The sequence below is a fragment of the Allobosea sp. TND4EK4 genome (assembly GCF_900156025.1).
Taxonomy (GTDB): Bacteria; Pseudomonadota; Alphaproteobacteria; order Rhizobiales; family Beijerinckiaceae; genus Allobosea.
Genome location: NZ_FTMO01000001.1, coordinates 356,727 through 369,372, shown reverse-complemented (window position 1 = coordinate 369,372; position 12,646 = coordinate 356,727). Strand labels below are relative to the sequence as shown.

The following is a 12,646-nucleotide window of genomic DNA, read 5'->3' as shown; positions in this document are numbered from 1 at the left end:
GATGGCGTCTTTCTACGGCTTCGAGCCGAAAAACCCGCTTTTTCTCGGTACGGCGCAATATCCTTCGCCGGCGATCCTGGCCGATGCGGTGCGGCGTTCCGGCGCCGAGATCGTGACCGTCTCGCTCCGGCGTGAAGCGGCCAACGGCGGGGCAGGGCAGGCCTTCTGGGGCCTGATCCGCGAGCTCGGCGTCAGGGTTCTGCCCAATACCGCCGGCTGCCATACGGTGAAGGAGGCGGTGACGACCGCCGAGATGGCGCGGGAGGTCTTCGGCACCGACTGGATCAAGCTGGAGCTGATCGGCGAGGACGACACGCTGCAGCCGGATGTGATCGCGCTGGTCGAGGCGGCCCGCATCCTCGCCGACGACGGCTTTCAGGTCTTTCCCTATACGACCGAGGACCTCGTGGTCGCGGGGCGGCTGCTCGATGCAGGCTGCGAGGTGCTGATGCCCTGGGGGGCTCCGATCGGCTCGGGCCGGGGGCTGAACAACCCCTATGGCCTGCGCAGCCTGCGCCAGCATTTTCCCGGCGTCCCGCTGGTCGTCGATGCCGGCATCGGGCTGCCGTCGCATGCCGCCCAGGCGATCGAGATGGGCTATGACGGCATCCTGCTCAACACGGCCGTCGCCAAAGCGGGCGATCCGGCCGCGATGGCGGAGGCTTTCGCGCTCGCCATCCGGGCGGGAAGGCTCGCCTTCGAGGCGCAGCCGATGGAGGCGCGGGACATGGCCGCGCCCTCGACGCCCGTGATGGGCAAGGCCTTTCTCGCGTGAAAGACGAACCGACGATGACCCTCGACCCGTTCTACCCCATCTTCGACAGCGCAGACTGGATCGCGCGCATGCTGCCGCATGGCATGAAGCTGGTGCAGTTGCGCGTGAAGGAGCGGCCCGAGAGGGAGGTCGCCGCTGAGATCGCCCGCGCGAAGAAGCTCTGCGCCGCGGCCGGCTGCGTGCTGGTGGTCAACGACTACTGGAGGCTCGCCATCGCCGAGGGCTGCGATTGGCTGCATCTCGGCCAGGAGGATCTCGACACCGCCGATCTCGGCGCGATCCGCAAGGCAGGCCTCAAGCTCGGCGTCAGCAGCCATGACGAAGCGGAATTGGAGCGGGCGCTCGCGACGCAGCCGGATTACGTCGCGCTGGGGCCGGTCTACCCGACCATCCTGAAGCAGATGCGCTTTGGACCGCAGGGGCTGGACAAGCTGGGCGAATGGAAGCGCCGCATTGGTGACCTGCCGCTGGTCGGCATCGGCGGGATCTCGCTCGACAGGGCGCCCGGCGTCTTCGAGGCCGGTGCCGACATTGTCGCGGCGGTCACCGACGTCACGCTGAACCCCGATCCGGAGACGCGGCTGAAGGCCTGGATGGCGGAGACGCGCAAGCACGCGAAGGCCGCCTGAACGCTCTCATCCGGGGCTTTGCGATGCGGAGACACGGGATTCATTCCGGAGCGCTTCCGAAACGGGTCAGGCATGGATCCCGGATCTGCGCGGCGTCGCCGCCTGTGCGGGATGACCACGCGTATTGCGGCTGTCGAGGGCGTTCTCAGCTCTCCGCTTCCGCGCTGGTCGCATGCCCGTCGACATGGCCGAGGCTGCGCTCGGGGTCGAGCCGGTCGCGCACGCGCTGCTTCAGTACCTTCGAATCCGGAAAGCCGCCATCGACCTTGCGGTCCCAGATCGTCTCGCCGTCATAGGTGATCTGGAAGATGCCGCCGGTCCGCGGGATCAGCGCGACCTCGCCGAGATCCTGCCCGAAGGTCGAGAGCAGCTCCTGCCCGAGCCAGGCCGAGCGCAGCATCCAGTTGCACATCGAGCAGTAGGTGATCGCGATGCGCGGGGCGGGCTTGGGTTGGGTCATGAGCGGGTCACCGAAGCGGAAGGGCTACACCTGACATCCCGCTTCGAGGTCTCTCCTGCAAGTCCGCAAGCTGCATGGGCGGCCGGCGAAATCTGCCGCCCAACCCTTTGTTTTAAATAACTAAAAAATCGCGTTCAGGCCTCATCGATATAGCGCCGGCGCAGATGCGCCTTGAACACGCCGGCATCGAGCGGCCGGCCGGTCGCCTCCGTCAGCAACGCGTCGGTCGGGAGCAGGGAGCCCCTGCCGTGGATATGGGCGCGCAGCCAGCCGACGAGCGGCGCAAAGTCGCCCTTGCCGATGCCGGGCAGGATGCCGGGCTCGGCCGTGCAGGCGGCGTCGAAGATCTGCGCTGCGGTCATGGCGCCGAGCGTATAGGTCGGGAAATAGCCCCAGCCGCCGGAGGGCCAGTGGATATCCTGCAGGCAGCCGAGCCGGTCGTTCGGCACGGTGACGCCGAGCAGGCTCTTCAGGCCCTCGTTCCAGGCGGCGGGCAGCTCGGCCAGCGGCATGTCACAGGCGATGAGGGCTTTTTCCAGCCGGTAGCGCAGGATGACATGCGCCGGATAGGTGACCTCGTCGGCATCGACCCGGATGAAGCCGGGCTCGACGCGGGTGTAGCGGCGCCACATCGCCTCGCTTTCCCAGGCTGGACCGGTGCCGGCGAAGCTCTCGCGCATCAGCGGGGCCGCGAAGTCGAGGAAGGGGCGCGAGCGGCACGCCTGCATCTCCATCAGCAGCGATTGGCTCTCATGGATGCTCATGCCGCGCGCCGCGCCGACCGGCTGGTTGAGGTAGCCCTGCGGGCGGCCCTGCTCGTAGAGCGCATGGCCGGTCTCGTGCAGCACGCCCATCAGCGCCTTGGTGAAATCGGCCTCGTCATAGCGTGTGGTGATGCGGACGTCGTTGTCGGCGCCGCCGCAGAAGGGGTGCGTGGAGATGTCGAGCCGCCCTCGCTCGAAATCGTAGCCGAGCGCCGCCATCAGCCGGATGCCGAGCGCGCGCTGGGTCTCGGTCGGGAAGGGGCCTCCGAGCGGTTCCAGGGCCGGCCGGCGGGCCTGCACCTCCATCGCCTCCTGCGTGAAGCCGGGCAGGAACGCTGCGAGATCGTCGAACAGGGTGTCGATCTTGGCGGCGCTGCCGCCGGGTTCATAGTCGTTCAGCAGCGCGTCGTAAGGCGAAAGCCCGAGCTTCTCGCCCTTGGCGGCGCCGATCTGGCGCTGCAGGTTCAGCACCTCGCCGAGATAGGGCAGGAGGCCGGCGAAATCCGCCTCCGCCCGCGCCTGCCGCCAGCGCATCTCGCAGGCCGAAACCGCCTTGCTGGAGGCCTCGACGAGATCGGCCGGGAGCGCGGTCTCGACCGTCCAGACCCGCCTGATCTCGCGCAGATTGGCCCGCTCCCACTCGCCCAGCGAGACGTCTCCCTCGGCCTCGCCCAGCCAGTCGCCGATGCGCACGTCGCTCACCATGCCGTGGCGCAGGACATGCAGCAGCGCCGTGCTCTCGGCGCGCGTCTCGGCCGCGCCCTTCGGCATCATCACGTCGCTGTCCCATTGCAGGATGCCGACGGCGTTGGAGAGGGCGGCAATGCGGCCGAAATGGGCGGCGAGGTTCGAATAGGCGGTCATGCGGGGTCTCTGCGAAAGGGTCTGGCTGGCAAAGGAGCCGCTTCCAGCGCCAGGCGCAAGCTCAGGTTTGGCGAGCCCGAGCCGTCATTGCGAGCGAAGCGAAGCAATCCAGGAGGATTGCGACGAAGCTCTGAGCCAGTCTTCCCTGGATTGCTTCGTCGCTGTGCTCCTCGCAATGACGGCGGGAGTCGGCGATCGATGTAGGCTCAGGCGAACAGCTTCGAATACTGCCGCGGCTGCGAGCGCAGATACTGGTTCGGTGCCTTGACGGTCGCCCCGAGGGCTGCGGCCGCATGCCAGGGCCAGCGCGGGTCGTAGAGGATGCCGCGCGCGATCCCCACCATGTCGGCCTCGCCGGTGCCGATGATCGCCTCCGCCTGCTCCGGCTCGGTGATGAGCCCGACCGCGATCGTGGGGAGCCCGGTCGCTTCCTTGACGGCGCGGGCCAGCGGCACCTGGTAGCTGGGTCCGAGCGGAATCTTCTGCGCCGCCGAGAGGCCGCCGCTGGAGACGTGGATGAAGTCCGCGCCGTGCTTTTCCATCTCCTGGGCGAACGCGATGCTCTGCGCGATGTCCCAGCCGCCTTCCACCCAGTCCGTGCCGGAAATGCGGAAGCCGACCGGATAACCCGCCGGCACCACCGCCTTGATCGCGTCCAGCACCTGCAGCGGGAAGCGCATGCGGTTCTCAAGCGAGCCGCCGAATTCGTCCTCCCGCTTGTTGGAGAGCGGTGAGAGGAACTGGTGCATGAGATAGCCATGGGCGCCGTGCAGTTCGATCGCCGCGAAGCCGAGCCGGACGCTGCGGCGCGCGCTCTCGGCAAAAGCCTCCACCAGCCGGGCGATGTCGTCGGAAGTCAGCGCGCGCGGCGGGCGCGGATAGGTCTCGAAGCCGATGGCGGAGGGCGCATGCACCTGCCAGCCGCCATCCTCCGGGCCGAGCTGGCCCCCGCCCTGCCACGGGCGCGCGGTCGAGGCCTTGCGGCCCGCATGCGCGAGCTGGACGCCGATCGGCATGTCGGACCAGCGGCGGACCGAGCCGAGCACCTTGGCGAGCGCCGCCTCGTTCTCGTCCGACCACAGGCCGACATCGGCTGGGCTGATGCGCCCATCGGGCTCGACGGCCGTCGCCTCGATGATGAGGAGCCCGGCGCCGGACAGGGCGAGTTGGCCGAGATGGATGGTGTGCCAGTCGGTGACGTTCCCGTTCTCCGCCGAGTACTGGCACATCGGCGCGATGACGATGCGGTTGGCGAGCGAAAGGCCGCCAAGCTGGTAGGCGCTGAAAAGCTGGCTCATGGAACACTCTGGGCTGAAACGGAGGAGGGCGCCTTGCGGCTTCGCCCCTAATTTAGGGGCGGTGTTGGGCTGCGCCAGAGCGCTTCACGCAAATGCGCATCACCACGAATGCAAGGGAAGGGGGTTGCGAATGCCCTGGGCGCGGCCAGCGCCAGTCTGACCCGCCACATCCTCTCCATGCCGATGGGTTTCGAGTTCCTGCGGGCAAGAAAGTCAATGCCCATTTCCTGTGCAGAGAGGTTGCCTATAAGCTGCCCTTAAGGTCGGAGGTTTCAAGCCGGCCATGGGAGAGAAACGGAATGGGACTTCGCGTCGGGCTTGCGGTTGTCGGCCTTGTCAATGTGCTGGCGTTGGCCCGGATATCCGGAGCGCCCATCTCCTGGCTGTGGGTCTTCGCGCCGCTCTGGCTGCCCGCCTCTCTCTACCTGCTCTTTGCGGTTTTCCTGGTCGTCGGGACAGCGATCGCAATGGGCAGCAGGCCGCGCAGGCCCGATCGAGACCATCGGCCTTAGGGTCCGGCCCCTAAGTCAATTCCGTTCGTCCGGGAACTGCGGTCTGTTCCCCTTTGATTGCTCGTGCGCCGCCGTTCGAGAGCTCGCGTTGTGTAGCGCGAACTTTCAAATGGCACTGCGCGAACAATCAAATGGCAACAGGCTCGCAGTAGGTCACCGGCATATTCGGCGCAGACCCGCCACATGCCCCTCGTCAACCTCCTCCATCAGACGAATGAGAGTCGCGTTCGCCTGTACCATTTCTTCTATGGTGACCGGGGACAGGTAGGTCAGATCGTCGATGCTATCGGAATGCGACTCGAGCTGCGCCAGTCGAGCAAGCGCGGCTACAGGTTCGGGTTCGAGTGTCGTCCCCGACCTCAGCAGCTCAAGCATCGCCTCGATATCGGTGCCACCTGGGCACCGGAAGGCCAGAAACACCTCGATAACGCGACGCAGCACATTCGGCATCATGTAGCCGTACTCATAGGCATCGCCTTGCGCCGCGAAACGAAGAACATGCTGAAACAGAAAATGATACTCAAAGTCATACTCGCGCAGCAGCCGGCTCATTTTCTGAAGCGATGATGTGCGGCGGCCATCCGCTGGAAGCCGAACATCCAGAAAAAACAAGGCGGCTGACGGCTCAGTCTCCTTTTTCTTGGGGCTCCATCTCGCCCTCCAGGCTTTCTTGAATTCGTTCATGAAGTGCTGATTATGGGTGAGCACGAAGAGCTGCGCCGCTCCTTCCAGACGGCTTTTCACAAGCGCGCAGCTAAAGTTCATTGCGCGTGTGTCGAGGCTGGAAATCGGATCATCGATCACTACGATTAGGTCGGACATTGAACGGCCATCCGCCTGAAGGCTGGAAATGAAGTAACACAGCGCGATCGCGGTCTTTTCGCCTTCGCTGGGACTACCTGTGATTGCGCAGCCGTATCGGTGGATCTCATAGCCCTCTTCAACGGGATGGACGGCAAGCTCGTCGTGGCCAAGGTAGCTGCGAATTAGACGGTTGATCGTTTCCGCTGCAGGGCCATGCTGTCTGATTTTAGCCCTGAGATCAGCTGCGTCTTGAATCAAACGTTGGCGCAGGCCGCTCTCCGTTTCGATCTCAGACTCCAATTGCCGGCAATTGTCGCTGAGTGATTCGAATTCCCGCCGCCATATATTCGCAAAATGGTAGCGGACTTCGGTCCGAGCGGCTTCGCGAAGCTGGTCAAATTTATCGGCCTCGAGGTTGTGCTCTCCGATGAGGCGATTGAAGTCTTCGAGGGCGCTGAATAGCGACCCCGACTGCTGCAAAACCTCGTGGGAGGGTGGCAGGCCTGTTGCAAGTATCTTTCTCGTTGGCCTTAAGGCCTTCTCGCTCAGGACATCTCGCACCTGAGCGACGATCGCCTGCATCGAACGGGCCTCGCGCCGAAGCCAGGACGCCGCACTTCTGAAGGTTTCTCGGAGTCCCGGCGCTATTTCCAGCTCGGCTGGGAGTGCCGTGCCGCTGGAGATTTTCGCAAGCTCGCTCCACCAGTACGCCGCTTTATCATGCGCTGTGCCAATCTGCCTCATGAACTCTGCCAAGCTATCATTCAGTGCGGCCTCAAGATCATCAGCTCTTTTCGAGGTGATTTCGTTGCCGCAAAGAAGACAGGTTTTGAGACCCTTCGCCCGGTGATAGTCGTTCCCCTGCTTGAGCCACGGCACCATTTCGGGGTGTTCGTGCATTTCTGCCAGCGCAACAGCCCCTGCGGTTGCATGAGCAAACGTCTCTGCGGCGTAGATCGTCCGATGCAGATCCTCAAAATCGAACTGGACCTCGTCGAGGGGAGGCAGTGCTTGTTCCTGGCGGCACAGGCCGATAGCAGCGTCGATTTTCGACTGGCTAAGCGTAAACTCCGGGGGAGCCTCAGATACGTCCTGAACGAACTTGGGCGCCTCATATCTGCGGTTCTGCAAACGCAATAGTTGTGAGATTTCCTGAGCTTTAGCTCGCTTAAATGCTGCAAACGCGCGATCGGCTGCATCGCGGCCGGCAGCGGCCGTTTTTGCTCTTTGAAGTCCCTCTTCGAGCGCCTGCTCCAGTCTTCCGAGCTGCTCAGCTGCGTCTGCCTGATCACGCCCAATATAAAAGATCGGATTGGCGCGCGCGTCGGACCATCTCAGATTTTCGGCAACAAAATCGGCATTGAACACCGCAATACGATGTTCCAACCCACTTAAGGTCACAGGGGAAGCCAGCCGATCGCCGTCATCGAGCTCTAACTCAAATTCCGTTTCTTGTGGCAATTGAGGGTGGAGCCTCCCGTCTTTCAGGGAAGCCAGGATCCGGGTGAGGGTGCTCTTACCTGAACCGTTGAACCCATAGATCAGATTGTAGCGTCTAAAACCGAGAGAAGGGGATTGGTGAGTGCGTTCCGCGAGGACGCCAGCCCCGGAGAGAGCTCGGATGTTTCGGATCGTTGACGGCATCCATCCCTCGTTCCGTGGTCGCTGAAGTTCATCCGGATATGACAACTTCCCGCACCCTCTTAGTGCGCTCGCCGCTGCCCACCTGATAGCTTAACTCGACTGTCTCGATCGTCGCCCAGGCGAACAGCTCGCGCACCTCGGGCACGTCGTTCAACGACAGGATGAAGCGGCCTTGAAGGCCCTGTAAAGCGGCGCTGAGGCGTTCGAACTCCTGGCGCCCGAATAATCCCCGGCCATAGAAGTGCTCGGTCCCCCAATAGGGCGGGTCCAAATAGAACAGCGTGCCCGGCCGGTCCCAGCGCGCGATGAAGTCCTGCCAAGGCAGGCATTCGATCCAGACGCCGGCGAGGCGGTCATGGACGGCCTCCAGCAGCGGTTGCAGCCGGGTGATGTCGAAGCGAGCTGGTCCCTTGGTATCGATGCCGAAGCTGCGACTGGCCACCTTGCCGCCAAAAGACAGCTTCTGCAGGTAGAGGAATCGGGCCGCCCTTTCGAGATCGGTCAGCGTCTCCGGATCCTGGGCGTTCAGCCGCTCGAATTCGGCCCGGCTCGAAAGCTGCCAGCGGAGCATGTCGAGGAAGGCCTGATAGTGCCGCTGCAGCACGCGGAAGAAGATGGCCACGTCGCGCGAGGCGTCATTGATGACCTCGGCCTTCGGTTTCGTCGGCCGGCGCAGGAAGACGCCGCCCATTCCCACAAACGGCTCGGCGTAGGTGGTGTGCTCGATGGCGCCGATCCGCTCGACGAGCGTGCGGGCGAGCTGCTTCTTGCCGCCGACATAGCCGGCAACGGGCGTGATGGGTCGGACTGCGTTCATCAGATTTTAGAGCCTGTCAGCGCCCGCTATGGCGCGGCCTCGTGGCCGTCGTGGCGGGCGATGTGATGTCAGTCTCGTCGGGCGGCGCTCCCTGCAAGTTGAGCCGCCGGAGCCGCAAGGCTCCCCTGTCACGTCACTGGGTGTCCTGCCGGGGCTGGAAGGTCAGGCTGTGAAAGCCGCGTCGATCTCTGCGGTGCTGGTAATGGTGCCTGCCGCGATCGCCTCCGCGATCTCGCGCTCGCGCCGGAACAGGCCGCGGACATGGCGGCCGACCGCGAGCGCGATCGCGTGCAAGGTCGCGGCGTCGAGCGTCACCCAGCCGCTGGCGGCTTTGAAATCGACTGGCTCTTCCGGATCGACCTGCGCCAGGGCATCAGCCCCGGCGATCATCGCTTGCGATGCACGGCTTGTATCGATCGTCTGGCCGGCGGCGGTGATGCCGCCGATTTCGAGCTGCCAGCGCCTCTCCGCCGCATAAGCGATCAGGTCGAGGCTAGGCGCCCGGGGACGAACAAATTCGCCGGCGATATCAACCCAGCCGATCTCTGCGTTGTCCGCGACCTCGACCAGGCCGGCAAGGAAATCGGGATGGAAGCAGTCGGCCAGCGTTGTAGGGCGGGAGATCAGTTCGCCGTCCTGGTTCTCCTCCGTGACGGTCTCCGGCACGCCCTCCGGCAGCTTGATGAATTCGACGATCGTGTCGGCGACAGTGCGAGCGAGCTTCATTTCAATAGAACTCCGCAATCACGAGGCCAGATTTGCCGTTGCCGCCGGCTGCGGCGCCGATACCGCCCGTCGCCCCGTTGCCTCCTTGGCCGTAGAAGAGGCCGTTGCCGCCCGCTCCGGCGCTGAACTGCAGGTAATGGTTCGGAACCTTCCAGGACCCGCCACCAGTTCCGCACGAGGCCACGCTGCCTAGATTGCCACCGTTCGAACCGTTGCCGCCGTTCTGGCTGAAGGAACCGCCGGAGCCCCCGGAGCCTCCCGCGCCGCCTTGGCCATATGTTCCGCTGGCTCCCGCTCCGAACAGGCCGCCGGCGGCCGTCATAAGCGAGCCGACCGATGTCGAACCGCCATTCGAACCGTTGGTGCCGGCAATCGTGCCTCCGTTGCCACCTGTGCCGATCGAAACCGCGTGCGTGGCTGCCGGGACCACCGTAAAAAGGCCTTCGCGATACTCTCCACCGCCACCGCCGCCGCCGGCGCCTCCGGAGGCATTGATGCCGCCCCCTCCGCCTGCACCGCCCCAGCTCATCAACTTGAGGACAGTGCACCCGGCTAAGATCGTCAGCGTGCCGCTCGCGGTGAAGATGGCGCGGCCGCGCAAACCGGAGACATCGCTCGCAACAGGGGACGTGCAGTAAAACGCGTTGGCCGGCCCGAATACGAAGGTCAGGATCTGCCCGGCAACGGCATCGCCTGGCTGCATGGCAGTGCCGTCGCGCTTGAGCAGGCTCACCGCGCCAATTCCATCGACATCAAGCGTCATGGGGCCGGAATTGGTCGCCGCGATCTTGAGCCTGAGGGGCAAGCCTTTCACATACCTCGCCAAGTTGCGCTCCAGATCGGCAGTCAGCGCATTCGGGCTTCCACCCACCTCGACGTAATTCAGCACCTGCGACCGGATCGCCTGGAGGAGCTGAGTAAAATCAGCGTTGCTCGGATTGCCCCCGCACGCTTCGATCAGGCCGACGATCTCTTCCTGGATCGCGTTGTGCCAGACCGCGGCGAGCTCGGTCCCAGGAATGCCGGCGACCGTATCCTTGCCGCGGAATCCGCGACGGCCGCCGCCGAGGTCAATCGTGTTGGCGCCGATAATGCGATCCATGTGCCTGCCTCAGATATAGCGAAAGGCGACATCCGTATGGGCCGGTTTGGCCCTCCGGATGTCGCATTCGACGTCGGAAAGGGTGATGTCGAGCAGGAGGTCGCCGGCCTGGGACTCGTTGACCTTGGCGACAATCTCGCCCAGCAGCGCGAGCTCGACGGTCCAGCAGAATTGCTCGGGACTCTCGATGAGTTCGTCGCCGGCGACGGCGGCGTCGGCCATGGACACGCGGTTCTCGACGATGGCGATGGCGACACCGCGCTTGGCAGCAAGACCCACGAAGTAGGAGATCGAGGCGCCGCCCCGCGCCGTCCAGCGCTGGTGGGCCAGCTGTCGGCGCTGCTCGAGGGACATGGTGCCCGGATCGCGCCCACACGGATCGGGCCCCAGTACCCGCTCGAAGTCCGGCAGGAGCAGCGTCGCCGTGCGCGGGTCGATCTCCTCCAGCATCGCCTCGGCGGTCTCCTCGAGGGCGGCGATGCGCTTGGCGAGCGGTTTGAACAGGGTTTCAAACAGGCTGGGCTTGGCGACCGGCGCCGCCTGTGGCCACACCCAGCCGCGCGGAGCGTGCGCGATGAGATCGGCCTGGACCTGCTCGGCCGAGCGGCTCATGGGATCACCCAGACGATGGCCCCGCGGGTCGCGAGCTCGCGGGGGGTGCAGACGACATCTCCGGCCGGGATCGCCAGCTCGTGCGCATATTCGCCATTGGCCGAAGAGATCGCCTCGGAGATCCGCGAGTGCGGCAGCGTGCCGCCGATCTGCGACTCGCGGGCGAAGAAGTCGTCCAGCGCCGCGGCGACGGCCGCACGATTGGCCACGGTGTCGGGAGTGAGCTTGATCGTGAACGGCTGGACCTTCGCGACATAGGCCAGGACATAGACCTCGGCCGTCACCGGGCGCAGGGTCTCGAGCAACGCGGCGATCGCGTCGAGTTCTGCGTCGGTGGGCTCGACCGGAGCCGTCGCGGTTCCCATGGCGACTACGACACCCAGGCTGCCCGGCCCGACCCAGTTGGCGACGACGGCGACTTTCGAGGCCGCGAAGCTGTTGAAGACCCATTTGGGATAGTCGAAGGCCGCTCCGCCATGTCCCGGCTCGCGGATGACGGCGAGCAGCCGGGCCAGTAGCGATTCAGGTGTCTCTTCATCTGCGCCGCCGGCAAGCCCACCGGCGTCGAGCGTCGCCACTTGCGGATCGAGGCCCGCAAGCGAGGTGACGATCGGCAGCGAGGCTCCGCCCGGCGTGTTCGCAGTCGTTCCGCCGGCTGTGGCGACCAGGGCGAGCGTCGCCAGTCCAGCGCCGTCGACGGCACCACTGGCGGACGTTTCGACGAGAACGCCGCCGGGCGTGCGCAGCTGCAGGCCGCTGGGGATGGCGGTGCCAGCCACGCCCGTGAAGACGGCATAGCCGACCGCCTTCGTCGCCTCGCGCTGATAGACGCCCCAGATCGAGGCGTGGCGCTTGAGCTGCTCCAGCTCGGCCGTGTCCGGCATGTACTGGTCGCCCCACCAGCGCAGATGCAGGTGGGTCATGAACAGCCCGAGGCTATCCGTGCGTAGATGGGCCGAAATCAGGCCCTTCTCCGAGCGAACCGCGCGGGCTATCGCAGCAGGGTCGGCATCGGGCTTCAGCGCGATCAGCGCCGCCTCCATCTCGGCCTGTGCAGGCTCCAGGATTTCGGCTGGGCTCGGGAGCGGGAATGGCATCAGCTCACCTGGATGCGGCGCTCGACGGTCGAACCGTCGATCATGCAGCGAAGCGCCAGCAGACCTTTGCGCAGCCACTCCGCCGAGACCTCAGCCGGCCGGCCGATCTCCTCCTGCGACCAGGCCAGAGCCTCCTCGGCCCAGAAGGCGCAGAAGCGGCGGGTGGTCTCGGTCTGCTTCGCCCGATCGAGCAGCCAGAGGCGGCAGCCGATCTTGCGACCGAGCGGGTCAAGTGCGTCGCCGGCCCAGCCGCGGCGGGCCACGAAGGAGCTCGGGGCGTTGAGGGCATCGATGCCGGAGGGCAACTCGTCGTCCGGCTCGGCGCGGCGATCGGTGCCGAGCGAGATGAGCATCGGCGTGACCGGGGTTTCGTCGAGCAGGAGATCGCCATCCGCGCCCAGCGCCAGATCGGCGCGGCGCGTCGGCGGGTCATAGACCAGAGCTGCGTCGAGGAAAGCGGACATGGCGCCGAAAATGACGCGCGCGCGCAAGCTGCGGCACGCCCCGAGATCGGGGCGGCTGGACATCTCACCAACCGCTCT

General features: G+C 65.3%; 12 protein-coding genes. 2 read left to right on the top strand and 10 right to left on the bottom strand.

Annotated features, from left to right (window positions below; all coding sequences use genetic code 11):
- The first annotated feature begins 1 nt into the window (after window position 1).
- Window positions 2-775 (top strand): thiazole synthase, encoded by a 774-nt coding sequence (locus BW981_RS01805; protein ID WP_076435714.1) that lies wholly within the window; start codon window positions 2-4, stop codon window positions 773-775.
- A 14-nt stretch (window positions 776-789) separates the two neighbouring features.
- Entirely contained in the window at window positions 790-1,404 is a 615-nt protein-coding gene (locus tag BW981_RS01800) for a thiamine phosphate synthase (protein ID WP_076435712.1), read from the top strand.
- Window positions 1,405-1,549: 145 nt separating this feature from the next.
- Here BW981_RS01800 and BW981_RS01795 read toward each other — a convergent pair whose 3' ends face one another.
- The 10 genes from BW981_RS01795 to BW981_RS01745 form a co-directional block, all read right to left on the bottom strand.
- A complete protein-coding gene (locus tag BW981_RS01795; RefSeq protein WP_076435710.1) occupies window positions 1,550-1,864 on the bottom strand; it encodes an Rdx family protein in 315 nt (104 codons plus the stop codon).
- A gap of 134 nt (window positions 1,865-1,998) precedes the next feature.
- Window positions 1,999-3,492 carry a carboxypeptidase M32 gene (locus BW981_RS01790; protein ID WP_076435708.1) on the bottom strand — a complete coding sequence of 498 codons (1,494 nt, stop codon included), beginning with the start codon at window positions 3,490-3,492 and terminating at the stop codon, window positions 1,999-2,001.
- A 206-nt stretch (window positions 3,493-3,698) separates the two neighbouring features.
- Window positions 3,699-4,790 carry an NADH:flavin oxidoreductase/NADH oxidase gene (locus BW981_RS01785; RefSeq protein ID WP_076435706.1) on the bottom strand — a complete coding sequence of 364 codons (1,092 nt, stop codon included), beginning with the start codon at window positions 4,788-4,790 and terminating at the stop codon, window positions 3,699-3,701.
- Window positions 4,791-5,455: 665 nt separating this feature from the next.
- Window positions 5,456-7,750: an AAA family ATPase gene (locus BW981_RS01775; protein ID WP_076435702.1), complete on the bottom strand. Its 2,295-nt coding sequence runs from the start codon at window positions 7,748-7,750 to the stop codon at window positions 5,456-5,458.
- 28 nt (window positions 7,751-7,778) lie between these two features.
- Window positions 7,779-8,567 carry a DNA adenine methylase gene (locus tag BW981_RS01770; protein ID WP_076435700.1) on the bottom strand — a complete coding sequence of 263 codons (789 nt, stop codon included), beginning with the start codon at window positions 8,565-8,567 and terminating at the stop codon, window positions 7,779-7,781.
- 162 nt (window positions 8,568-8,729) lie between these two features.
- Window positions 8,730-9,293, bottom strand: a complete 564-nt coding sequence (locus tag BW981_RS01765; RefSeq protein WP_076435698.1) for a DUF4376 domain-containing protein — start codon at window positions 9,291-9,293, stop codon at window positions 8,730-8,732.
- Between the two features lies 1 nt (window position 9,294).
- Window positions 9,295-10,395: a glycine-rich domain-containing protein gene (locus tag BW981_RS23580; protein ID WP_076435696.1), complete on the bottom strand. Its 1,101-nt coding sequence runs from the start codon at window positions 10,393-10,395 to the stop codon at window positions 9,295-9,297.
- A gap of 9 nt (window positions 10,396-10,404) precedes the next feature.
- A complete protein-coding gene (locus BW981_RS01755; RefSeq protein WP_076435694.1) occupies window positions 10,405-11,007 on the bottom strand; it encodes a YmfQ family protein in 603 nt (200 codons plus the stop codon).
- A complete protein-coding gene (locus BW981_RS01750) occupies window positions 11,004-12,104 on the bottom strand; it encodes a baseplate J/gp47 family protein (RefSeq protein WP_083712093.1) in 1,101 nt (366 codons plus the stop codon). Before BW981_RS01750 ends, BW981_RS01755 begins: the two co-directional genes overlap by 4 nt.
- Window positions 12,104-12,631 carry a phage GP46 family protein gene (locus BW981_RS01745; RefSeq protein WP_244560183.1) on the bottom strand — a complete coding sequence of 176 codons (528 nt, stop codon included), beginning with the start codon at window positions 12,629-12,631 and terminating at the stop codon, window positions 12,104-12,106. The genes BW981_RS01750 and BW981_RS01745 overlap by 1 nt, the downstream gene beginning before the upstream one ends.
- Window positions 12,632-12,646 lie beyond the last annotated feature (15 nt).

Coding starts and splice junctions, on each gene's coding strand:
- BW981_RS01800 (WP_076435712.1), top strand. CDS start 790: ATGACCCTCGACCCGTTCTACCCCATCTTCGACAGCGCAGACTGGATC.
- BW981_RS01775 (WP_076435702.1), bottom strand. CDS start 7,750: ATGCCGTCAACGATCCGAAACATCCGAGCTCTCTCCGGGGCTGGCGTC.
- BW981_RS01805 (WP_076435714.1), top strand. CDS start 2: ATGGCGTCTTTCTACGGCTTCGAGCCGAAAAACCCGCTTTTTCTCGGT.
- BW981_RS01765 (WP_076435698.1), bottom strand. CDS start 9,293: ATGAAGCTCGCTCGCACTGTCGCCGACACGATCGTCGAATTCATCAAG.
- BW981_RS01795 (WP_076435710.1), bottom strand. CDS start 1,864: ATGACCCAACCCAAGCCCGCCCCGCGCATCGCGATCACCTACTGCTCG.
- BW981_RS01785 (WP_076435706.1), bottom strand. CDS start 4,790: ATGAGCCAGCTTTTCAGCGCCTACCAGCTTGGCGGCCTTTCGCTCGCC.
- BW981_RS01755 (WP_076435694.1), bottom strand. CDS start 11,007: ATGAGCCGCTCGGCCGAGCAGGTCCAGGCCGATCTCATCGCGCACGCT.
- BW981_RS01790 (WP_076435708.1), bottom strand. CDS start 3,492: ATGACCGCCTATTCGAACCTCGCCGCCCATTTCGGCCGCATTGCCGCC.
- BW981_RS01770 (WP_076435700.1), bottom strand. CDS start 8,567: ATGAACGCAGTCCGACCCATCACGCCCGTTGCCGGCTATGTCGGCGGC.
- BW981_RS01750 (WP_083712093.1), bottom strand. CDS start 12,104: ATGCCATTCCCGCTCCCGAGCCCAGCCGAAATCCTGGAGCCTGCACAG.
- BW981_RS01745 (WP_244560183.1), bottom strand. CDS start 12,631: ATGTCCAGCCGCCCCGATCTCGGGGCGTGCCGCAGCTTGCGCGCGCGC.
- BW981_RS23580 (WP_076435696.1), bottom strand. CDS start 10,395: ATGGATCGCATTATCGGCGCCAACACGATTGACCTCGGCGGCGGCCGT.